Origin of the sequence: Streptomyces sp. NPDC053750, from assembly GCF_044544295.1 — a bacterium.
GTDB lineage: Bacteria > Actinomycetota > Actinomycetes > Streptomycetales > Streptomycetaceae > Streptomyces.
The window spans coordinates 131707-151411 of record NZ_JBITXB010000008.1 but is presented as its reverse complement, the minus strand read 5'-3'; the positions used below and the strand labels follow the sequence as shown (position 1 = coordinate 151411).

The 19705-nt window shown below is 73.1% G+C and carries 17 protein-coding genes; 12 read left to right on the top strand and 5 right to left on the bottom strand.

The features are described 5' to 3' along the window. The first annotated feature begins 149 nt into the window (after nt 1-149). Complete coding sequence (locus tag ACIGO6_RS23575; RefSeq protein WP_399879169.1) at nt 150-818, top strand: DUF305 domain-containing protein; 669 nt, start codon at nt 150-152, stop codon at nt 816-818. Between the two features lie 34 nt (nt 819-852). Here ACIGO6_RS23575 and ACIGO6_RS23570 read toward each other — a convergent pair whose 3' ends face one another. Next, nucleotides 853-1308, bottom strand: coding sequence for a DUF6214 family protein (locus ACIGO6_RS23570; protein ID WP_399879167.1), 456 nt, complete (start codon nt 1306-1308; stop codon nt 853-855). 234 nt (nt 1309-1542) lie between these two features. On the opposite strand from ACIGO6_RS23570, the gene ACIGO6_RS23565 reads away from it, so the two are divergent. Both ACIGO6_RS23565 and ACIGO6_RS23560 read left to right on the top strand, forming a co-directional pair. Then, the gene (locus ACIGO6_RS23565; protein ID WP_399879165.1) at nt 1543-2889 is read left to right on the top strand and encodes an FAD-dependent oxidoreductase; all 1347 of its coding nucleotides are present in this window, start codon (nt 1543-1545) and stop codon (nt 2887-2889) included. Nucleotides 2890-3107: 218 nt separating this feature from the next. Further along, a complete protein-coding gene (locus ACIGO6_RS23560) occupies nt 3108-3917 on the top strand; it encodes a pectate lyase (protein WP_399879164.1) in 810 nt (269 codons plus the stop codon). Nucleotides 3918-3949: 32 nt separating this feature from the next. Here the strand turns inward: ACIGO6_RS23560 and ACIGO6_RS23555 are convergent, their stop codons facing one another. Next, complete coding sequence (locus ACIGO6_RS23555) at nt 3950-4702, bottom strand: PaaX family transcriptional regulator C-terminal domain-containing protein (RefSeq protein ID WP_399879162.1); 753 nt, start codon at nt 4700-4702, stop codon at nt 3950-3952. 102 nt (nt 4703-4804) lie between these two features. On the opposite strand from ACIGO6_RS23555, the gene ACIGO6_RS23550 reads away from it, so the two are divergent. The 5 genes from ACIGO6_RS23550 (at nt 4805) to ACIGO6_RS23530 (ending at nt 10508) form a co-directional block, all read left to right on the top strand. Continuing rightward, nucleotides 4805-6487 carry an acyl-CoA dehydrogenase family protein gene (locus tag ACIGO6_RS23550; RefSeq protein WP_399879160.1) on the top strand — a complete coding sequence of 561 codons (1683 nt, stop codon included), beginning with the start codon at nt 4805-4807 and terminating at the stop codon, nt 6485-6487. 151 nt (nt 6488-6638) lie between these two features. Further along, nucleotides 6639-7724, top strand: coding sequence for a WD40/YVTN/BNR-like repeat-containing protein (locus ACIGO6_RS23545; protein WP_399879158.1), 1086 nt, complete (start codon nt 6639-6641; stop codon nt 7722-7724). Between the two features lie 70 nt (nt 7725-7794). After that, the gene (locus tag ACIGO6_RS23540) at nt 7795-8472 is read left to right on the top strand and encodes a uracil-DNA glycosylase (RefSeq protein ID WP_399879156.1); all 678 of its coding nucleotides are present in this window, start codon (nt 7795-7797) and stop codon (nt 8470-8472) included. A gap of 47 nt (nt 8473-8519) precedes the next feature. Next, nucleotides 8520-9446, top strand: coding sequence for an N-acetylglucosamine kinase (locus tag ACIGO6_RS23535; RefSeq protein ID WP_399879492.1), 927 nt, complete (start codon nt 8520-8522; stop codon nt 9444-9446). Between the two features lie 138 nt (nt 9447-9584). Next, nucleotides 9585-10508 carry a sirohydrochlorin chelatase gene (locus ACIGO6_RS23530; RefSeq protein WP_399879154.1) on the top strand — a complete coding sequence of 308 codons (924 nt, stop codon included), beginning with the start codon at nt 9585-9587 and terminating at the stop codon, nt 10506-10508. A gap of 416 nt (nt 10509-10924) precedes the next feature. On the opposite strand, the gene ACIGO6_RS23525 is transcribed toward ACIGO6_RS23530, so the two are convergent. Both ACIGO6_RS23525 and ACIGO6_RS23520 read right to left on the bottom strand, forming a co-directional pair. Continuing rightward, a complete protein-coding gene (locus tag ACIGO6_RS23525) occupies nt 10925-11959 on the bottom strand; it encodes a lactonase family protein (RefSeq protein WP_399879153.1) in 1035 nt (344 codons plus the stop codon). 164 nt (nt 11960-12123) lie between these two features. Further along, nucleotides 12124-13614 carry an FUSC family protein gene (locus ACIGO6_RS23520; protein ID WP_399879151.1) on the bottom strand — a complete coding sequence of 497 codons (1491 nt, stop codon included), beginning with the start codon at nt 13612-13614 and terminating at the stop codon, nt 12124-12126. 253 nt (nt 13615-13867) lie between these two features. Between ACIGO6_RS23520 and ACIGO6_RS23515 the strand changes: the two genes are divergently transcribed. The 4 genes from ACIGO6_RS23515 (at nt 13868) to ACIGO6_RS23500 (ending at nt 18861) form a co-directional block, all read left to right on the top strand. Further along, nucleotides 13868-14344 (top strand): Lrp/AsnC family transcriptional regulator, encoded by a 477-nt coding sequence (locus ACIGO6_RS23515; RefSeq protein WP_399879149.1) that lies wholly within the window; start codon nt 13868-13870, stop codon nt 14342-14344. A gap of 20 nt (nt 14345-14364) precedes the next feature. Next, nucleotides 14365-15060 (top strand): HAD family hydrolase, encoded by a 696-nt coding sequence (locus ACIGO6_RS23510; protein ID WP_399879148.1) that lies wholly within the window; start codon nt 14365-14367, stop codon nt 15058-15060. Between the two features lie 111 nt (nt 15061-15171). After that, the gene (locus tag ACIGO6_RS23505) at nt 15172-18000 is read left to right on the top strand and encodes a beta-L-arabinofuranosidase domain-containing protein (protein ID WP_399879146.1); all 2829 of its coding nucleotides are present in this window, start codon (nt 15172-15174) and stop codon (nt 17998-18000) included. 120 nt (nt 18001-18120) lie between these two features. Then, nucleotides 18121-18861 carry a DUF4142 domain-containing protein gene (locus ACIGO6_RS23500; protein WP_399879144.1) on the top strand — a complete coding sequence of 247 codons (741 nt, stop codon included), beginning with the start codon at nt 18121-18123 and terminating at the stop codon, nt 18859-18861. A gap of 10 nt (nt 18862-18871) precedes the next feature. Here the strand turns inward: ACIGO6_RS23500 and ACIGO6_RS23495 are convergent, their stop codons facing one another. Next, a complete protein-coding gene (locus ACIGO6_RS23495; protein WP_399879142.1) occupies nt 18872-19663 on the bottom strand; it encodes a LysR substrate-binding domain-containing protein in 792 nt (263 codons plus the stop codon). Nucleotides 19664-19705 lie beyond the last annotated feature (42 nt).

The window sequence follows — 19705 nt, the reverse complement described above, 5'->3', positions numbered from 1 at the left end:
ATCACGCAGTATCGTCTTCGCCATGCTCATACCAACAGGGGGCAACAAACACGCAATGAAGTTTTTTGATCACTGACGCACGGAAGCGTGCTAGGACGGTCATGACACTCACGAGGTGTCCCGCATCCCCCCTGCCCCAGGAGGTCGTTGTGTCCCTTCGCCCCGCGCCGACCCGCGTGTCGGCCCGCGCGTCACTCGTCACCGCCTCGCTGACCGCGCTGGCCGTGCTCGGGCTCGGCGCCTGCGACTCCGGCCCGGACACCGGTTCGGCGTCCGCGGCCGGGCCCTCGGTGATCGCTCCGGGCAAGCCGGGCGAGGGCAACCGGACGCTGTCCGCCGAGGACGCCGGGAAGCAGCGCGCCGACGACGACTCCCCCAACTCGGCGGACGTGTCCTACGCGCGCATGATGATCCAGCACCACGCCCAGGCACTGGACATGACCGAACTCGTGCCGGGGCAGGCCGAGTCCGGCAAGGTCAAGAAGCTCGCCGAACGGATCGCCGCCGCGCAGGGACCGGAGATCGAGGCGATGCGGGGCTGGCTGAAGACCCACGGCAAGAAGGAGACGGGCGGCGGGCACGACCACGCCGCGATGCCGGGGATGGCGACCGAGGCACAGCTCGACAAGCTCCGCGCGGCGAAGGGCAAGGCGTTCGACCAGCTCTTCCTCACGCTGATGATCACTCATCACGAAGGCGCGATCACCATGGCCGCGGACGTGAAGTCGCAGGGCAACAACGTGCGGATCGAGGAGATGGCCGACGACGTGGTCGCCCAGCAGACCAGCGAGATCTCCCGGATGCGCGCGATGCTGTAACCGGCGTTCCGTGCCGGTGACGGGCGCGGGCGACTCAGCGCCGGGCGCGGCGCGGGGCGAGGAAGCCCTCGTCGCGCGCCTGGCCGATCAGCCTGAGCGACTTCCGCCTGCTGTGCCCGGTCACGCGCATCACCGCCAGCACCGGGTCGGCACCCTCCTCCCGGGCCGCCCGGTACTCCTGCGCGACGAGTCGGCGCCCCTCCCTGCCGGGCGGCCAGGCGGGGCGGGCCCGGCGCGCAGCGGCCGGTGCGGCACCCGCGGAGCCGGGCACACAGGCCTCGAAGAGCGGGGTCTCCAGCCAGTCGGCGAGCACCGCGAGGTCGTCGAGGGACAGGGGCGGCTCGGCGCGGACGTCCTCGACCCGGATGCCGTCCCCGGACAGCACGGCCAGGGCCTCCACCCGGGCACCGTCGGTGAACGTCAGCCGGACCTCGAACCACGAGGTGAGGGCGGCGCCCTCGCGCACCACCCAGGTGTGCCGCACGGACATCTCACCGTCGTCCGGACAGCGGTCGGAAAGCTGAAGAGAGCGATCAACGAAGGACGCTTCGAGCACACACGCAACGTAACCGCACGATCACATTCCATACGAACAGAACACGCTCGGAACACGTGCCGTTCACCGGGCGCGGCACCCTGTCAGCGGAGCGGACGCGGTGGGATGCTGGAGCCATCAGCGACCTCCCTCCGCTCTCCGACGGGTCCCCGGACAAGGAGTTCCGCCGTGCTGCGTATCGCCGTCGTCGGCTCGGGGCCGAGCGGGTGCTACACCGCCCAGAGCCTCGTCCAGCTCAGCCGTGAGGCGCACGTCGACGTCCTGGACCGGCTGCCGTGCCCGTACGGGCTGGTGCGGTACGGCGTGGCGCCGGACCACGAGAAGATCAAGTCGCTGCAGAACACCCTGCGTACGGTCCTGGAGCACGAGCGGGTGCGGTTCCTCGGCGGCGTCCCGGTCGGCCCCGGCGGCGTGCCTGCCACGCGGCTGAGGGAGCTGTACCACGCGGTGGTGTACTGCGTGGGCGCCGCCACCGACCGGCGGCTGGGCATCCCCGGCGAGGATCTGCCGGGCAGCTGGTCGGCGACCGAGTTCGTGTCCTGGTACAGCGCGCACCCGGACGCCGTGGACGACGGGTTCCTGCGCGGGGCGCGGTCGGCGGTCGTGATCGGCGTGGGCAATGTGGCCGTCGACGTGACGCGGATGCTGGTGCGGGGCGCGGCCGAGCTGCGCGGCACCGACATGCCGCAGGCGGCACTCGACGCGCTCACCGCGGGCCGGGTGACGGACGTGCACATGGTGGGCCGGCGCGGGCCCTCGCAGGCCCGCTTCACCACCAAGGAGCTGCGCGAGCTGGGTGCCCTTCCGGACACGGCCGTTCTGGTCGACCCGGCCGAGCCGGCGCTGGACCCGGCGTACCGGGACCCCAGTGGGCTGCCCGCACCGCTGCGCCGCAATGTGGAGGTGCTGCGCGGATGGGCGGAGCGGCCCCCGACACGGGCCGCCCGCCGGATCCGGCTGCGCTTCTACCTCCGCCCCGTGGAACTGACGGCGGACGACGACGGACATGTGCGCGCCGTGCTCTTCGAACGGACGGCGCCGGACGGACACGGCGGCGTGACGGGCACCGGGCAGTACGAGGAGATCGGGGCCCGGCTGGTGCTGCGGTCGGTAGGATACCGCGGGGTGCCGCTGGAGGGACTGCCGTTCGACGCGGCGAGCGGCACCGTGCCGCACCGGGCGGGGCGCGTCCTGCGCGAGGGCGTCGTCGCCCCCGGCGAGTACGTGGCCGGCTGGATCAAGCGCGGCCCCACCGGCGTCATCGGCACCAACCGGCCGTGCGCGAAGGAGACGGTGACCTCCCTGCTGGAGGACGCCGCCGCGCTCGTACGCAGGGAGGTGCCCGCGGATCCCCTCGGGCTGCTGCGTGCCGAGGGGGCCGAGCCGGTCGAGTGGGCGGGGTGGCGGGCCATCGAGCGGGCCGAGGCGGAGCTCGGCGCCTCACTGGGGCGGGGCGTGGTGAAGCTGCCGGACTGGGCGTCACTGCTCGCGGCGGCACGGACCACGACGTCCTGAGAACGGGGCGCCCCCTCAGGACGGCGCGCTTTGCGCGAGGCGTTGACCAGAAAGCGCTTACCGTCTACGGTCCGTTCATCAGCATGACCGTCACGGACGCTCCGGGTCACCCATGACCCCACATGTGCCCTCTGCGCCCGGGACAACGAACGGCATGATGCACGACGTTCACGTACATGATCCGCTCCACCCCCACTTCCCATGGAAGGGATCAGAACATGACTGCTGCGACACGCCCCCGGGCGCGGCGACGCGCCGCGACCGGCGCGACCGGTGCGCTGGCCGCGCTCGGACTCTCGATTGGCATGCTCATGACAGTCGAGACCGCGGCGCACGCCGCCACCTGGCCGACCCCCAACGGCAGCGAGGGAGTCTCGTCGACCATCCAGGTCTCCGGCACCAAGGACTACGGGATGAAGCGCCTCTACGGCACCGGCGACCTCGGCTCCGGCGGCCAGGACGAGGACCAGGGCCCCATCCTGGAGCTGGCTCCCGGCGCCGTCCTCAAGAACGTGATCATCGGCGCCCCGGCCGCGGACGGCATCCACTGCAAGGGCAGCTGCACCCTGCAGAACGTCTGGTGGGAGGACGTCGGCGAGGACGCGGCGACCTTCCGGGGCTCCTCGTCGTCGAACGTCTACACCGTGTCCGGCGGCGGCGCGAAGGAGGCGAGCGACAAGGTCTTCCAGTTCAACGGCGCCGGCACGCTGAACGTCTCCGACTTCGCGGTCAAGAACTTCGGCACCTTCATCCGGTCCTGCGGCAACTGCTCGACGCAGTACAAGCGGACGATCAACCTCGACACCATCGAGGTGAGCTGGAAGGGCAGCCGGATCGCCGGCATCAACACCAACTACGGCGACAGCGCCACCCTGCGCAACATCACGATCGTCGGGGACACCAGCAAGAAGATCGTCCCGTGCCAGAAGTACATCGGCAACGACGACGGCGACGAGCCGGACTCGGCCGGGTCGGGCCCCGACGGCACACACTGCAAGTACGCGTCGTCCGACATCACCTACAAGTGACGCACGCATGACGGGCGGGTGATCCCGCCGTCTCAGGTCCGGGTGCCCCGCGCCCGGACCTGTCCCGTCTGTTCCCGCTGGTAGGCGGTGTAGGCGTCCCGCAGGGCCGCGCCGGGCCAGTCGGCCGGGAGGAGTTCCGGGGGAAGGACCGGATCGGCGAGCAGGTGGCGCACGACGGCCGCGAAGGCGGTGAGGCGATCGGCCGGACGCCGCGCCCGGTCGACATGGGCGAGCAGCACCCGCGCGGTGTCGGACCAGGCGTCCAGCGGCCACAGGTCGGCGGCCAGCTCGGCGGCCGGCCGGGCAGGCCTCGCGAGGTAGTCCTGGGCCACCCGGTCGAGGCCGGCGGGCAGCGGGCGGCGCAGGTTGGCGGGGCGCAGCCAGACACCCTCGCGGAGTTCGGCGAGGCGGAGGGCGGTCAGCCGGGTGCGCAGGTCGGCGCGTTCGGCGGGCCCGCGCCCCGTCGCGGTGATCACGACCATCTCCCAGTCGCCCTCCCACGCGCGCGTGTGCGGGCGTACGGCCTCGTCCTGGCGCCGCTGGCGCTCCAGCAGCCGCTCACTGAGGCGGTAGCCGGTGTCCGTGCGCCGCAGATCACCGGCCGCCACCATCCGGCTCAGCGCCGCGCGCACGGTGGACCCGCCGACGTCGAAACCCTCCACCAGCCGCACCAGTTCCCGTACCGGCAGCTCGGGAGGGTGCGTGCCGAGCAGCAGGCTCAGGACGACCGACCGCGCGGACAGCGGACGCGGCGCGGACTCGCCCGCCGGCAGGGCTTCGTTCATCCGCGCGGGCCCGTGTCGTCCATCCACATGAGTCCGTACTCTACGTGCGCACACGGTGTTGCACTATTGCTGCGGTCGCAGCAATAGTGCAACACTCGAGGCATGACGACACTCTCGCAGGAGCCGTACGAGGAGTCCGCGGGCCACCCCGGGGGGTACGCCACGCACCACGTCACCAACCAGCCCCCGCCCCCGGCCCCCTACGACGCCTCCGAGGACACCGCCCTGCTGGAGGGGGTGCGGCGGGAGGGCGCAGGATGGGCCGAGGAGGAGCTGCGGCTGCTCGGCCGGCGGGCCGGCAGTGCTCAGGCGCAGGAATGGGGCGAGCTGGCCAACCGCCACGAGCCGGTGCTGCGCACGCACGACCGGTACGGCAACCGGATCGACGAGGTCGAGTACCACCCGAGCTGGCACCATCTGATGCGCGTGGCGGTCGGCGCGGGCCTGGCCGGTGCGGCCTGGGCGGACGACCGGCCGGGCGCCCATGTCGCGCGGACCGCCGGCGGGCTGGTCTGGGGACACACGGAGGCGGGCCACGGCTGTCCGACGTCGATGACCTACGCGGCCGTCCCCGCGCTGCGCGTCCAGCCCGAGCTCGCGAAGGTCTACGAGCCGCTGCTGACCAGCCGGGAGTACGAACCGGAACTGCGCACGCCCACCCGGAAGCGGGGCCTGCTGGCCGGCATGGGGATGACCGAGAAGCAGGGCGGCTCGGACGTGCGCACGAACACCACCGCGGCCACCCCGACCGCCGAGCCCGGCGTGTACACGCTGCGTGGGCACAAGTGGTTCACGTCGGCGCCGATGAGCGACGTGTTCCTGGTGCTGGCCCAGGCTCCCGGCGGGCTCTCCTGCTTCCTGGTGCCGCGTGTGCTGCCCGACGGCAGCCGCAATACCTTCCGCATCCAGCGCCTGAAGGACAAGCTCGGCAACCGGTCCAACGCCTCCTCCGAGCCCGAGTTCGACGGGACGGTCGCCTGGCTGGTCGGGCCCGAGGGGCAGGGCGTCAAGACGATCATCGAGATGGTCAACTGCACCCGGCTGGACTGCGTGATGGCCTCGGCGACGCTGATGCGCAAGACGCTCGTGGAGGCCGGACATCACGTACGGCACCGCAGCGCGTTCGGCGCCCGGCTGGTCGACCAGCCGCTGATGCGCAATGTCCTGGCCGACCTCGCGCTGGAGTCCGAGGCCGCGACGACGCTCACCCTGCGGCTGGCGGGCGCGGCGGACCGGGCGGTGCGCGGGGACGCCGGGGAGGCGGCCTTCCGGCGGATCGCCACCGCCGTCGGCAAGTACTGGGTGACCAAGCGGGGCCCGGCGTTCACCGCGGAGGCGCTGGAGTGCCTGGGCGGCAACGGCTACGTGGAGGAGTCGGGCATGCCCCGCCACTACCGCGAGGCTCCCCTGCTGTCGATCTGGGAGGGCTCGGGGAACGTCAACGCCCTCGACGTGCTGCGGGCGCTGGGCCGCTCCCCCGCCACCGCGCACGCCCTCTTCGACGAACTCGCCCTGTCCCGCGGGGCGGACGCCCGGCTGGACGCCGCCGTGGTCCGGCTGGAGACGGGGCTGGCGAAGGCGTCCGAGACCGGTGCCCGCCGCCTGGTGGAGCTGATGGCCCTCACCCTCCAGGCCTCCCTCCTGGTCCGGCACGCCCCGCCCGCCGTCGCCGACGCCTTCTGCGCGACCCGGCTCGGCGGCGACTGGGGGCACGCCTTCGGCACGCTGCCGGACGGGGCCGACCTCGACGGCGTCCTGGAGCGGGCGCTGCCCGTTCTTCACTGACCGCTGCTGACCCCGTGAGGTGGCCTCGCCGCTGTGACCTGCGGCGAAGGGCTGTGCGGAGGTGACTGTCAGTGCCTGGGTGCAGACTGGCCGGTGTCCTAGACAAAGGTGTCCGAGACAAGGCGTCGACGACGCCGCGGAGGTGATCGGCATGACCGAGGTACTGCTCGCCGTGGGCACCCGCAAGGGCCTGTTCATCGGGCGCCGGCGGGGTGGCACCTGGGAGTTCGACGAGAGTCCCTACTTCAACGCACAGGCCGTCTACTCGGTCGCCCTCGACACCCGTCGTGACACCCCGCGGCTGCTGGCCGGCGGCGACAGCGCGCACTGGGGGCCGTCGGTGTTCCACTCCGACGACCTGGGCCGGACCTGGACCGAACCGAGCGCTCCGGCCGTCAAGTTCCCCAAGGAGACGGGTGCTTCGCTGGAGCGGGTGTGGCAGCTGCACCCGGCCGCGGCGGAGCCTGACGTGGTGTACGCGGGCACGGAGCCGGCCGCGCTGTACCGCTCGGAGGACCGCGGCGAGAGTTTCGAGCTGGTCCGCCCTCTGTGGGAGCATCCCACGCGGTCCGCGTGGGTGCCGGGTGGCGGCGGTGAGGGGCTGCACACCGTCCTCACCGACAAGCGGGACCCGAACTCGGTCACGGTCGCCGTGTCGGCCGCGGGGGTGTTCCGCACCGCCGACGGCGGCGCGAGCTGGGCGCCGTCCAACTCCGGTGTCTCCGCGGTGTTCCTGCCGGACCCCGACCCGGAGTTCGGCCAGTGCGTGCACAAGGTCGCGCGGGACGCGCAAACGCCGGACCGGCTGTATCTGCAGAACCACTGGGGTGTGTACCGCAGCGACGACGCGGGCGCGCACTGGACGGACATCGGCGCGGGGCTGCCGTCCACGTTCGGCTTCGCGGTGGCCGCCCATCCGCACCGGGGCGACACGGCATACGTCTTCCCGATCAACGCCGACTCCGACCGGGTCCCGGCGGACCGCCGGTGCCGGGTCTTCCGCACGGCCGACGCGGGCCGGAGCTGGGAGCCGCTCACGGCGGGGCTGCCCCAGGAGGACCACTACGGCACGGTGCTGCGCGACGCGCTGTGGACCGACGACGCGGACCGGGCGGGCGTCTACTTCGGCAACCGCAACGGCGAGGTGTTCGCGTCGGCCGACGAGGGCGACAGCTGGCGGCTGTTGGCCTCCCACCTGCCGGACGTGCTGTGCGTGCGGGCCGCGGTCGTCGGATGACCCGGACCGGGGGGACGGGCCTTGGCCACCGGTTGATCGGCGTCACCCGTGCGGCAGTAGGGTGACGCCCGTGGCACCACGACCCTTGAATGAAATCGTCGAAGCGGGCTGGGCGAAGGCGCTGGAACCCGTCGCCGGGCGGATCACCTCCATGGGTGAGTTCCTGCGCGCGGAGATCTCCGCCGGACGCACCTACCTCCCGGCCGGGGCGAACGTCCTGCGGGCCTTTCAGCAGCCCTTCGACGACGTCCGGGTACTGATCGTCGGACAGGACCCGTACCCGACCCCGGGGCATGCGGTGGGGCTGTCCTTCTCGGTCGCCCCGGAGGTGCGTCCGCTGCCCGGCAGTCTCGTCAACATCTTCCGGGAGCTGAACACCGACCTGAACCTGCCGCAGCCCTCGAACGGGGATCTGACGCCGTGGACCCGGCAGGGGGTGCTCCTGCTCAACAGGGCGCTCACCACCGCGCCGCGCAAGCCCGCCGCCCACCGCGGCAAGGGCTGGGAGGAGGTCACCGAGCAGGCGATACGCGCGCTGGCGGCGCGCGGCAAGCCGTTGGTGTCCATTCTCTGGGGCCGTGACGCCCGCAATCTGCGGCCCCTGCTCGGTGACCTGCCGGCCGTGGAGTCCGCGCATCCGTCCCCGATGTCGGCCGACCGCGGCTTCTTCGGCTCCCGTCCCTTCAGCCGGGCCAACGACCTGCTGATGCGACTGGGGGGTCAGCCGGTCGACTGGCGCCTGCCGTGAGCGGCTTCCTGGCCGTGGACTCGGGCGGCTCGGGCCTGCGCGTCGTCATGGGCACGGCCGGTGACGACGGGCACGGTCCGCTCGGGCGGCGTGCGTCGCGAGAACCCGTCCGCACCGGGGCGCGGGGCATCGAGCCCGGGCATCTGATGACCCAACTGGTGCCGATGGCCAAGGCATTGACCGCCGAGACCGGTGTGTCCCGGCTCGACACCGTCGTCGTCGGGGCCGCCGGGCTGGCGACCCTGGGTGACGCCCTGCGTGCCGAGCTGCCGGGCGCGCTGGCCCGGGAGCTCGGGGTGCGCACGGTCGCGCTCGTCGCCGACGCGGTCACCGCCTACGTGGGCGCCCTCGGCCCGCGGGCCGGGGCCGTGATCGCCGCCGGCACCGGTCTGATCGCCATCGGGACCGACCTGGCCCGCTGGCGCCGGGCGGACGGCTGGGGCCATCTGCTGGGCGACTGCGGCGGCGGGGCCTGGATCGGGCGGGCGGGGCTGGAGGCGGCGCTGCGCGCCCACGACGGCCGGGAGGGCGGCTCCGCGCTGCTGCTGGCGCGGGCCGAGGAGCGGTTCGGCCCGGTGGCGGGGCTGCCCGGTCAGGTGTATCCGCGTTCCGACCGTCCCGCGGTCCTCGCCTCCTTCGCGCCCGAGGTTGCCGCCTGCGCGGCCGACGACCCGGTCGCCGCGGGCGTGCTGCGGGCCGCCGCCCGGCACATGGCCGACTCGGCCGCCGCGGTCTGCCCGCCCGGCGGCGAACCCCGCGTCGCGGTCACCGGTGGTCTGCTGAAGATGGGCGACCCCCTCGTCGTACCGCTGGAGGAGGAGCTGGCGCAGCGGCTGCCGCATGCGCGGCGGACGGCCGCGGAGGGTGATCCGCTGCACGGCTCGGTCCGTATCGCGACCGACCTGGCCACCGGCTCGCTCACCCTTCCGGGTGACGACAGGATGCTGTGGGTGACGTCGCTGCCCGGTGGCTGAGAAACGGTCCGCCAACGAGGTGAATCGTGCCGATGTCGGCCGATCCGTACATCACTCATCAGACAAAACCGGACGGATACCGCTCACCTGCACCCTCCCCGAACAGGCAAACCCGGGAAACCAGTAACATGCGGCGCCATGAGCTCCCCCACTGGGCCCGCGTCCGGCCTGCCAGTACGAATGCCGCGCCCCCGCCAGCCCGGACGGCACCGCCGTCCCGAACCCCTGGTGGCTCCCGAGGGCGCGCCCGCGCTCGTCCTCGCGGTGCCGGGCACGCCCAGTAGCGCCACCCGTGGCCTCGCCGAAGAGGTCATCAGCATCGCCCGCTCCGAACTGCCCGGCCTCGACGCCCGTATCGGACACCTCGACGGGGACGACGAGGAGTTCCTCTCGCTGTCGACCGTGCTCGTGCGTGCCGCCGAGGAGCGCACCGCCCGCTACGCGCAGGCGCGCGCCGCGGGGATGGACGTGAAGGAGCCCGAGGGCCCCGTCGCCGTCGTCGTGCCGCTGCTCGCCGGTCCGGACGGCGCGCTGCTGCGCCGGATCCGGCAGGCCGTCATGGACAGCAAGGTCGCGGCCGAGCTGACCGACGTGCTCGGCCCGCATCCGCTGCTCGCCGAGGCGCTGCACGTGCGGCTGTCCGAGGCGGGGCTGGCCCGCGCCGACCGCGCCCGCCTGTTCACCGTGGCGACCGCCGCGGACGGCATCATCCTGGCGTCCGTGGGCGGTGACGAGGCCGTCCAGGCGGCCGGGATCACCGGCATGCTGCTCGCCGCGCGCCTCGCCGTGCCGGTGATGGCGGCGGCGCTGGACGAGGAGGGTTCGATCGCCTCCGTGGCCGAGCAGCTGCGCTCCTCGGGCTCGCAGCAGCTGGCGCTCGCGCCGTACCTGATCGGTCCGGAGATCGAGGCGAGCCTGCTGCAGGCGGCGGCCGAGGAGGCGGGCTGTTCCACCGCCGAACCGCTCGGTCCCTACCCCGCGATCGGGAAGCTGACGCTGGCCAAGTACACGACGGCGCTCGGCATCTCCCCGCAGCAGCCGCAGGGCACGCCGGTCCGCTGACGCGCACGGCGCACGGCGCCCGCGCGGACACGGCCACCGTACGACCGAAGGGGCCCGCTCCTCGCAGGAGCGGGCCCCTTCGCCGTGCCGCCACAGCCGCGGCGACCGGGAGAGCCCACGCGGGCGCAGGACCAGGTCATTCGCCGTGCCGTGCCACGCGCGGGCGGGTCACCGTCCGAGGAGCACGCGGGCGCCACCGGAGGCAGGCGGACAGCACTCCACGCCTGCGCCGGACCCGGGCGGCCGGGAGAGCCCACATGGGCGGCACCGGCACGGCCGGGAGGCGGCCTGCGCCCACAGCGGGCAGCCACGGCCGGAGGGCTCCCGCGGTACGGGAGCCGGAGCAGGTCGTTCGTCGTGCCCTGCCGGGGGGCGGCAGGGCTTCGTGGGGTGGCTGCGGGGGGGCCGTTGCCGGGTCAGTCGAAGATGACGCAGGATGCCGCGGGTACCGCGAGACAGCCGCTGCGGCGGGGGACGCCGGTTTTCGGGTCCAGCGCGAACCAGGTCACGTCTCCGGAGCGCTCGTTCGCCACGTACAGGAAGCCGTTCGACGCGGCGATCGCCCGCGGCCAGCGTCCGCCGCAGGGCACCGTGCCGAAGAGTCGGAGCCCGTCGGGCTCCACCACGAACACGGACAGGACGTCCTCGCCGCGGGTCGCGGTCCACACGAAACGGCCGTCGGGCGAGACCGCGATGCCGGACGGGTAGGCGTCGCCGGCCGGGACACCGCTCAGCACGGACACCTCGGTGAGGGGCTGCAGTACGCCGTCGGCGGCGTCCCAGCGGCAGACGGTGACGGTGGGCGCCAGCTCGTTGACCACGTAGGCGCGAGAGCCGTCCGGATGGAAGGCCAGGTGCCGCGGACCCGAGCCGGGGCGCAGCGCGACCTCCCGGTGCACGGTGAGGGAGCCGTCGGTCAGGTCGCAGACACGCACCGAGTCGGTGCCGAGGTCCACGCTGACGGCCCACCGCCCGCTCGGGTCGGGTTGCACCTGGTGTGCGTGGGGCGCCTGCTGCCGCTGGGCGTGCGGGCCCGAGCCGGTGTGCCGGAGGACGCCGGACGGGGTCCGGGCCAGGGTGCCGTCGGCGCGGACCGGCACGGCGGTGACGCTGCCGGAGCCGTAGTTGGCGGTCAGGACGTGCCCGGCGTACAGGCACAGGAAGGTCGGTCCGTCGCCGTTCACGGACACCGGCCGCCCGGCCGGCTCGGGCTTGTCGCCGGTCACCCGGTAGGCGGCCACCGCGCCCTCGGCCGTCTCGCTGACGGCGTAGAGCACGTCCCCGTCGGGCGCCAGGGCCAGGTAGGAGGGGTCGGGCAGGCGGTCCGTGCCGCTGACGACCGTGAGCGCGCCGCTGTCGGGGGCGACGGTCGCCGTCAGGATCCCGGGGCCGCCGGCCGCCGTGAACGACCCGATGAACGCCCGCCGCTGCCGCCTGCCGCCGTCCGCCACCACAGACCCCTCTCGTCCCGCTTGTCGTCCCGCGTCGCGCCGGATCGAGCCGTCCCGTCCGGCGCCTCGCCGGGTGACGACCGATCGTGTGCCCCGGGGTGACGGTAGCAGTCGATCAGCTGCGGTCTAGACCAAACGGGTGGCGCGGCGTGGGGCCGGTCCGCTCACGCGCCGACCAGGGGCGAGCCGGACCGGCTCCGCAGGGGGGCGGCGAGTTCGGCCAGGGCGCGTTCCAGACCGTGGAGGTGGACCAGCGCGGGTTCGGCGGCGTGCGGCCCCTCGGCGCGGGCGGGGACGGCCCCGCCGCCGGTGAGCGCCTCGACCGCGGCCTCGACCCGCCAGCAGGCAGCGGCCAGCCGGGCGTCGTGCGAGGCCTCCGGGTCGGCGGCGACGGCGACCAGGCCGCGGATCTCCCGGGCGCAGTCGTCGAGCAGGGCGAGCACCCGGCGGGCGCGCCGCTTGCGGCCGAGCATCGGGTTCAGCGGGTGCACGAGCGGGGCGAGGGACAGCCGGACCCGGCCGAGGAGCTGCTCCAGTTCGGCCACCCGCGGCGCCGGGTCGGCGCCCTCGGTTCCGGCGAGACGGGCGGCGGCCTCGGCCGTGCAGGCGTGCACACAGCGCAGGGCGCGCTGGATCCACGCGTCGTTGACGGCGTGCGTGGTCACGGGCAGGAGGACGAGCACCGCGAGCGCGGCGCCGAGCGCCCCCACGCCGGTCTCGGCGAGGCGCAGGGCGAGCAGCCCGGGGCTGAGGACGCCCAGGAGGCCGTAGAGCAGCTCGGCGAGGAGCGTGACGCAGAGCATCATCCAGGTGTAGGAGACCGCGGCGGTGTAGAAGATGCCGAAGACGCAGACGGCGACGAGTACGGCGGTGGGCACCGCGGAGCCGGCCAGCGGAACGGCGATCAGGAAGCCCAGGCCGATGCCCAGGACCGTGCCCAGGACCCGGCGGAAGCCGCGGACCAGGGTCTCACCGCGCGAGGTGGTGTTGACGAAGACCCACCAGGTGGCGCCGACGGCCCAGTACCACCGCTCGCCGGACACCATCTGGCCCACGACCAGGGCGAATCCGGCGCCCGCGGTGGCCTGGACGGCCTGGCGGGTGGTGATGCGGGCGAGCCCGGTGCCGGCGGGCGGCGCGGGGGCGACCGGTGCGGGTACCCGGCGTTCGTAGCACCACAGGCCGAAGCGCACCGCCGCGGCGGTGGCCACGGACAGCAGGACGGCGGCGTACATCTCGGGGAGCCGGTCCGTGGTCGCGTGCAGGAACTGGGCGATGAAGAAGGTCATGAACGCGAACACACCGAGGCTGTGCCCGCGGGGCCCCCAGCGCCGGGCGTACACGCCCGCGCCGACGACGGCGAGGAAGGTGAGGTCCCGGGCCACGGGCAGGTCGTGCAGCGCGGCCGCGGCGGCCAGCACCGGCAGCCCGACGACCGGCAGCAGCGCGGTGGTGACCGCCTGCCCGCGCACGGTGGCGTCGGTGACGGTGAACAGCGCGAGCAGTGCGGCGAGCCCGCCGATGACGGCGCCCACGAGGGAGGTGCCGGCCAAGCCGCAGACGACGACGGCCAGCCCGATGCCGAGGACGGCCCGCGCGGCGAACCGCAGCCGTGCCCGTCCCGGGTCCGGGCTCGTGAACACCCTCTTCAGCACCGCGTACCGCCCCCTTCGCGAACCGGAGGTCGCCCGTCCGGTCATTGGCATGAAAAAGGCGCCGCGGGATCCGCAGCGCCATCGACTCCCCTATATCAGCATCCCGCCCACCAGTGGCTCAACAGGCTGCTTCAGAAGTAGGCCATTGGTACAGTGATCATGTCGGTCCCACGGCCACGGAAGGGCCAATGGCCGACGACACAGGCCGACGACACAGGCCGACGAAGACGAAGGACGAAGGGACCCGGGCGTCATGGCCGTCGACGAGCTCGACACCCGCATCCTGCGACTGCTGCTGGAGCAGCCGCGCACCAGCGTGCGCGAGTACGCGCGGCTCCTCGGGATCGCCCGGGGAACGCTCCAGGCCCGGCTGGACCGCCTGGAGCGCGACGGCGTGATCACCGGCACCGGGCCGTCCCTCTCCCCCGCCGCGCTGGGCCACCCGGTGCTCGCGTTCGTGCACATCGAGGTCACCCAGGGCCATCTGGACGAGGTGGGCGAGGAACTGGCGGCCGTGCCGGAGATCGTCGAGGCCTTCTCGATCACGGGCGGCGGTGATCTGCTGACCCGGGTCGTGGCTCGTGACAACGCGCATCTGGAGGACGTGGTCCAGAAGCTGATCAGCCTCCCGGGGGTCGTCCGCACCCGTAGTGAGGTGGCGCTGCGCGAGCGCGTCCCGCACCGGCTGCTGCCGCTGGTGGAGTCGATCGGACGCGCGGCGCGGAAGTGATCCTTGGCATCCTGGGGCCCATGAGCTCTCTCGGCGGCATCTCGGTCATCTTCGATCTCGACGGAACGCTCGTGGACAGCGAGCCGCACTATTACGAAGCGGGCCGGCAGACCCTCGCCGAGTACGGCGTTCCGGACTTCACCTGGGCGGACCACGAGGCCTACGTGGGCATCAGCACCCAGGAGACGGTCGCCGACTGGAAGCGGCGGTACGGCCTCAAGGCCCCGGTGCAGGAGCTGCTCGCCGTCAAGAACCGCCACTATCTGGAGCTGGCCCGCACCTCGGCACGCGCCTATCCCGAGATGCGGAAGTTCGTCGAGCTGCTGGCCGGCGAGGGTGTGCCCCTGGCCGTGGCGTCGGGGTCGTCGCCCGAGGCCATCGAGGCGATCCTCACCCGCACCGGGTTGGACGCGTACCTGCGCACGGTCGTCTCGGCCGACGAGGTCGCACAGGGCAAGCCCGCACCCGACGTCTTCCTGGAGGCGGCCCGCCGGCTCGGGGCGGACCCGGCCCACTGCGTGGTCCTGGAGGACGCCGCACCCGGCGCCGCCGCCGCGCACGCGGCCGGGATGCGCTGCATCGCGATCCCGTACGTCGCCGCACAGGCCGACGCCCCGGAGTTCGCCACCGCGGGACTGCTGCTGCGCGGCGGCCAGCGCGAGTTCACCGCACGGGCGGCGTACGACTGGCTCGTGCGGTCCGGCCGACCCGGCTAGCCGAGCCCCCTGACCGTACTCGCCCGTAACGTTGACGCTCCGCTGCCTCCTGCCTATCTTCTGGGCGAGCTTCCGAACGTTGTTCGAGATTTCGAAAGAATCGAGGAGCACATGGCAGCGTCCTTCTCCCGGCGGACCCTTCTGCTGGCGACGGCGGTCGCGGCGGGAACGCCCGCGGTCTCGTACGCGGCAGGCGGCCGGCCCGGCACCGCGCCGCAGGCACCGGCCGCGCCCGCCGGCCCCGCGGCACCGGCGGCCTGGTCCGTACGGCCGTTCGGGCTGGAGGACGTGACGCTCGGCCGGGGTGTCTTCGCCGACAAGCGGCGGCTGATGCTGGACCACGCCCGCGGGTACGACGTGAACCGGCTGCTCCAGGTGTTCCGCGCCAACGCCGGTCTCTCCACCCTCGGCGCCGTCGCCCCCGGTGGCTGGGAGGGGCTGGACGGCGAGGCCAACGGCAACCTCCGCGGCCACTACACCGGTCACTTCCTGACCATGCTGTCCCAGGCGTACCGCAGCACCGGTGAGCGCGTCTTCGCCGAGCGGATCGACACCATGGTCGGTGCGCTGACCGAGGTGCGCGAGGCCCTGCGCCACGAGCCGGCCGTGCTGAGCACGGACGGCCGCTTCGGCGCCGCCGCGGAGCAGGTGCGCGGCTCCCACCAGTACGTCGACCTCCCGGCCGGCGTCCTCGGCGACACCCCGGAGATCACGCTGGCCGCCTGGGTGAAGCCCACCCATGACGGCGCCTGGGCCCGCGTTCTCGACTTCGGCGACGACACCGCTCGTTACCTGTACCTCGCTGTCCGCAACGGTGACGGCGTGCCGCGCTTCGCCGTCACCGACAGGGGCGCCGCGGGCGAGCAGGGCCTCGACGGCACGACCCCGCTGCCCGTGGACGAGTGGAGCCACCTGGCCGTGACCCTCGCCGACGGCACCGGCACCCTCTACGTCGACGGCACGGCCGTGGCCCGGAACACGGCCATGTCCCTGACCCCCGCCACCCTCGGCCCACTCGCCCATCACTGGCTCGGCAGGTCGCACTATCCCGCCGACCCCGTCTTCGCGGGTGCCTTCGAGGAGTTCAACGTCTGGTCACGTGCCCTGAGCGCCACCGAGATCGCCGCGCTGCGGGAGAGCCGCGCCGCCGACGCACCGGCGGGCCGGGGCGACCTGGCGTCGTACGCCTTCGACGAGACCGGTGGCGGCACCTTGGCGGACTCCTCGGGCCGGGGCCTGACCGCCACGCTGCGCCGCACCTGGGGCGGGCCCAGCCACCCCGGGTTCCTCGCGGCGTACCCGGAGACGCAGTTCATCGAGCTGGAGTCGATGACCGGCAGCGACTACACCAGGGTCTGGGCGCCGTACTACACCGCGCACAAGATCCTGCGCGGTCTGCTGGACGCCCATCTCGCCACCGGTGACGACCGGGCGCTGGACCTGGCGTCCGGGATGTGCGACTGGATGCACTCCCGGCTGTCCGCACTGCCGGCGGCCACGCTGCAGCGCATGTGGGGCCTGTTCTCCAGCGGTGAGTTCGGCGGCATCGTGGAGGCGATCTGCGATCTGCACGCCGTCACCGGAAAGCCCGAGCACCTCGCGCTGGCCCGGCTGTTCGACCTGGACCGGCTCATCGACGCCTGCGCCGCGGACACCGACGTCCTGGAGGGCCTGCACGCCAACCAGCACATACCGATCTTCACCGGTCTGGTGCGGCTGTACGACGAGACGGGCGAGGAGCGCTACCTCACCGCCGCGAAGAACTTCTGGGCCATGGTCGTACCGCACCGCATGTACGCCATCGGCGGCACCAGCACCGGCGAGTTCTGGAAGGCCCGGGACGTGATCGCGGGCACGATCGGCGCCACCACGGCCGAGAGCTGCTGCGCGTACAACCTGCTCAAGCTGAGCCGGACGCTGTTCTTCCACGACCAGGACCCGGCGTACATGGACTACTACGAGCGGGCGCTGTACAACCAGGTGCTCGGCTCCAAGCAGGACAGGCCGGACGCCGAGAAGCCGCTCGTCACCTACTTAATCGGGCTGACGCCCGGTCATGTGCGGGACTACACGCCCAAGCAGGGCACGACCTGCTGCGAGGGCACCGGCATGGAGAGCGCCACCAAGTACCAGGATTCGGTGTACTTCGCCGCGGCCGACGGCAGTGCCCTGTACGTCAACCTCTACAGCCGCTCCACGCTGACCTGGGCCGAGCGCGGCGTCACCGTCACCCAGACCACGGACTATCCCCGGGAGCAGGGCAGCACCCTCACCATCGGCGGCGGCAGTGCCTCCTTCGCGCTGCGGCTGCGGGTGCCGTCGTGGGCCACGGCGGGGTTCCGGGTCACCGTCAACGGCCGTACCGTCCCGGGGACTCCGACGCCGGGCAGCTACTTCACCGTGTCCCGGACCTGGCGCCGGGGCGACACCGTGCGCATCCGCGTCCCCTTCCGGCTGCGGGTGGAGAAGGCCCTGGACGACCCGACCCTGCAGGCCCTGTTCTACGGCCCGGTCAATCTGGTCGCCCGCAGCTCGGGCACCGGTCACCTGGAATGCGGCCTGTACCGCGACGCGGGTCTCTCCGGCGACCTGCTGCCCACGCTCACGCCCGTCGCCAGCCGGCCGCTGCACTACACGCTGGACGGCACCGAGTGGGCGCCCTTCGCCGAGGGGACCGAGGACCCGACGCACGCCTACTTCCGCCGTGCGGAGCCCCGGGTGATCCTCGGCGGCACCGACTCCGGCGTCGCCAACCCGGCCAAGGACGACGGTACCACGCTGCTCGACGAGATCTGGGCCGCGGCCCCGTTCCGCGGCAAGGGCGCGCTGGTGGCGCACGTACGGTCCACGGTGGACGCGTGGGTGACGGCCGGGCTGCTCGGGCGCGACGAGGGCGAGCGGGTGGTGAGCACCGCGCGGCAGGCGTCGTACGCGGACTGAGGACGGCCAGTTTTTCACCCGGGGAGACGACGGCCGAATTTTTACCCGGGGAAGTGATCGGTTCGCCGTCCGCGTCCGTACCTCCTGGTGTCCGAGCCTGTCCTCGTCCCAGGAGGCACGATGCGCATCACGCGCACCACGGCAGGGACCGCCTTCGTGGCCGGTGCCCTGGTCCTCACCCTCACCGCGCTCGCCTACCCGACCATGCTCGGGATGCAGAACACGGGCAGTGACCAGGCCCGGATCATCACCAACACGCGGTACGGGCCGCTCACCGAGCAGGACCGGGACTTCGTGGTGAAGGTGCGTGCCGCTGGGTTGTGGGAGCACCCGCTGGGGCTGATGGCGATGGAGCGGGGGACGACACCGGAGATGAAGGAGGCCGGCGAGCACCTGGTCGCCGGCCACTCCCGGCTCGACGCGACCTGCCGCAGGATCGCGCCCGAGCTGGGCATCACGCTGCCGAATCTGGCGTCCCCCCAGCAGCAGCAGTTCGTGTCGACGGTGGACGGGACCACGGGCAAGCAGTTCGACACCACGGCGGTCAACATCATGCGCATCACGCACGGCCAGATCTTCCCGGCGATCGCCAACATCCGCGCCAACACCAAGAACTCCCTGGTCCGGCAGCTGGCCGACCAGGCCAACGACACCGTGCTGGACCACATCACGGTGCTGGAGAAGACGGGACTGGTCAACTTCGACCAGGTCAACTTCCAGCAGTCGGCGCCGCCGAACCTGCCCAAGGTGCAGCTCACGCCACCGGTTCCGCAGCCGGGTGAGCCGGTGCTCTCCCTCACCGAGCCGCCCGGGCTGGACGTCAACACGTCGGCGCCGACACCCAGTCCGACGGTCCGCTGAGGCGGGGGCGTCAGCGGCCGCGGGGTTTGCCGCGCCTGCCGCCCCTGGCACCGCCGCCCTTGCTGCCGCCGCCCCTGCCGGTGGTGCCGGCGGAGCCGCGTCGCGCGCCGCCGGTCTGTTTCGAGGCCGCCGGCTTGCGTCGCGCGGCGGTCTTCCCGGTGCGCTCGGTCGTGGACCCGGCCGGGGCGGGCTGCCGGCCCCGGGTGCTGTTGACGGTCCTGCCCCGGACGATCCCGATGAAGTCCTCCACCCGGTCCGTGTGCGCGTCCTCGGGCCAGGACAGCGCCACGCCGGACTGGGGAGCGTCCGTGACCGTCCGGTACGTGAGGTCCTTGCGGTGGTGGAGCCGGGCCAGCGACAGGGGCACGAGCAGCACACCGATCCCGGCCGCCACCAGCTCGACGGCGTCCGCGGTGGTGGCCGGGCGCTCGAAGGCGGGCCGCCCCGGCGGACGCTCCCAGCCGAGGACGTCGTCCAGAGGATGCAGCACGATCTCGTCGGACAGGTCCTCCACGGTCACCTCGTCGGCCGCGGTGACGAGGTGGTCCTTGGGGATCACCACGACCGTGGTCTCGGTGTACAGGGGGATGGCGCTGAGGGCGGTCCGGTCGACGGGCAGCCGCAGGAGCCCGGCGTCGGCGTCACCGCCCAGCAGCGCTCCGCTCGCCGCGGCGGCGGGGACCTGGGTCAGGGACAGCGGGACGTCGGGCAGCCGCTCGTTCCAGATGCGCACCCATTTGTCGGGCGTCACCCCCGGGACGTACGCGAGCCGGAACGAGGGGGGATCTTCCGAGCCTGTCACCCCGCCAGGTTACCGGGCGTGGTCGGGGGCCGCTCACATGCT

Coding starts and splice junctions, on each gene's coding strand:
- ACIGO6_RS23570 (WP_399879167.1), bottom strand. CDS start 1,308: ATGTCCGTGCGGCACACCTGGGTGGTGCGCGAGGGCGCCGCCCTCACC.
- ACIGO6_RS23560 (WP_399879164.1), top strand. CDS start 3,108: ATGACTGCTGCGACACGCCCCCGGGCGCGGCGACGCGCCGCGACCGGC.
- ACIGO6_RS23555 (WP_399879162.1), bottom strand. CDS start 4,702: ATGAACGAAGCCCTGCCGGCGGGCGAGTCCGCGCCGCGTCCGCTGTCC.
- ACIGO6_RS23550 (WP_399879160.1), top strand. CDS start 4,805: ATGACGACACTCTCGCAGGAGCCGTACGAGGAGTCCGCGGGCCACCCC.
- ACIGO6_RS23545 (WP_399879158.1), top strand. CDS start 6,639: ATGACCGAGGTACTGCTCGCCGTGGGCACCCGCAAGGGCCTGTTCATC.
- ACIGO6_RS23535 (WP_399879492.1), top strand. CDS start 8,520: ATGGGCACGGCCGGTGACGACGGGCACGGTCCGCTCGGGCGGCGTGCG.
- ACIGO6_RS23530 (WP_399879154.1), top strand. CDS start 9,585: ATGAGCTCCCCCACTGGGCCCGCGTCCGGCCTGCCAGTACGAATGCCG.
- ACIGO6_RS23515 (WP_399879149.1), top strand. CDS start 13,868: ATGGCCGTCGACGAGCTCGACACCCGCATCCTGCGACTGCTGCTGGAG.
- ACIGO6_RS23510 (WP_399879148.1), top strand. CDS start 14,365: ATGAGCTCTCTCGGCGGCATCTCGGTCATCTTCGATCTCGACGGAACG.
- ACIGO6_RS23505 (WP_399879146.1), top strand. CDS start 15,172: ATGGCAGCGTCCTTCTCCCGGCGGACCCTTCTGCTGGCGACGGCGGTC.
- ACIGO6_RS23500 (WP_399879144.1), top strand. CDS start 18,121: ATGCGCATCACGCGCACCACGGCAGGGACCGCCTTCGTGGCCGGTGCC.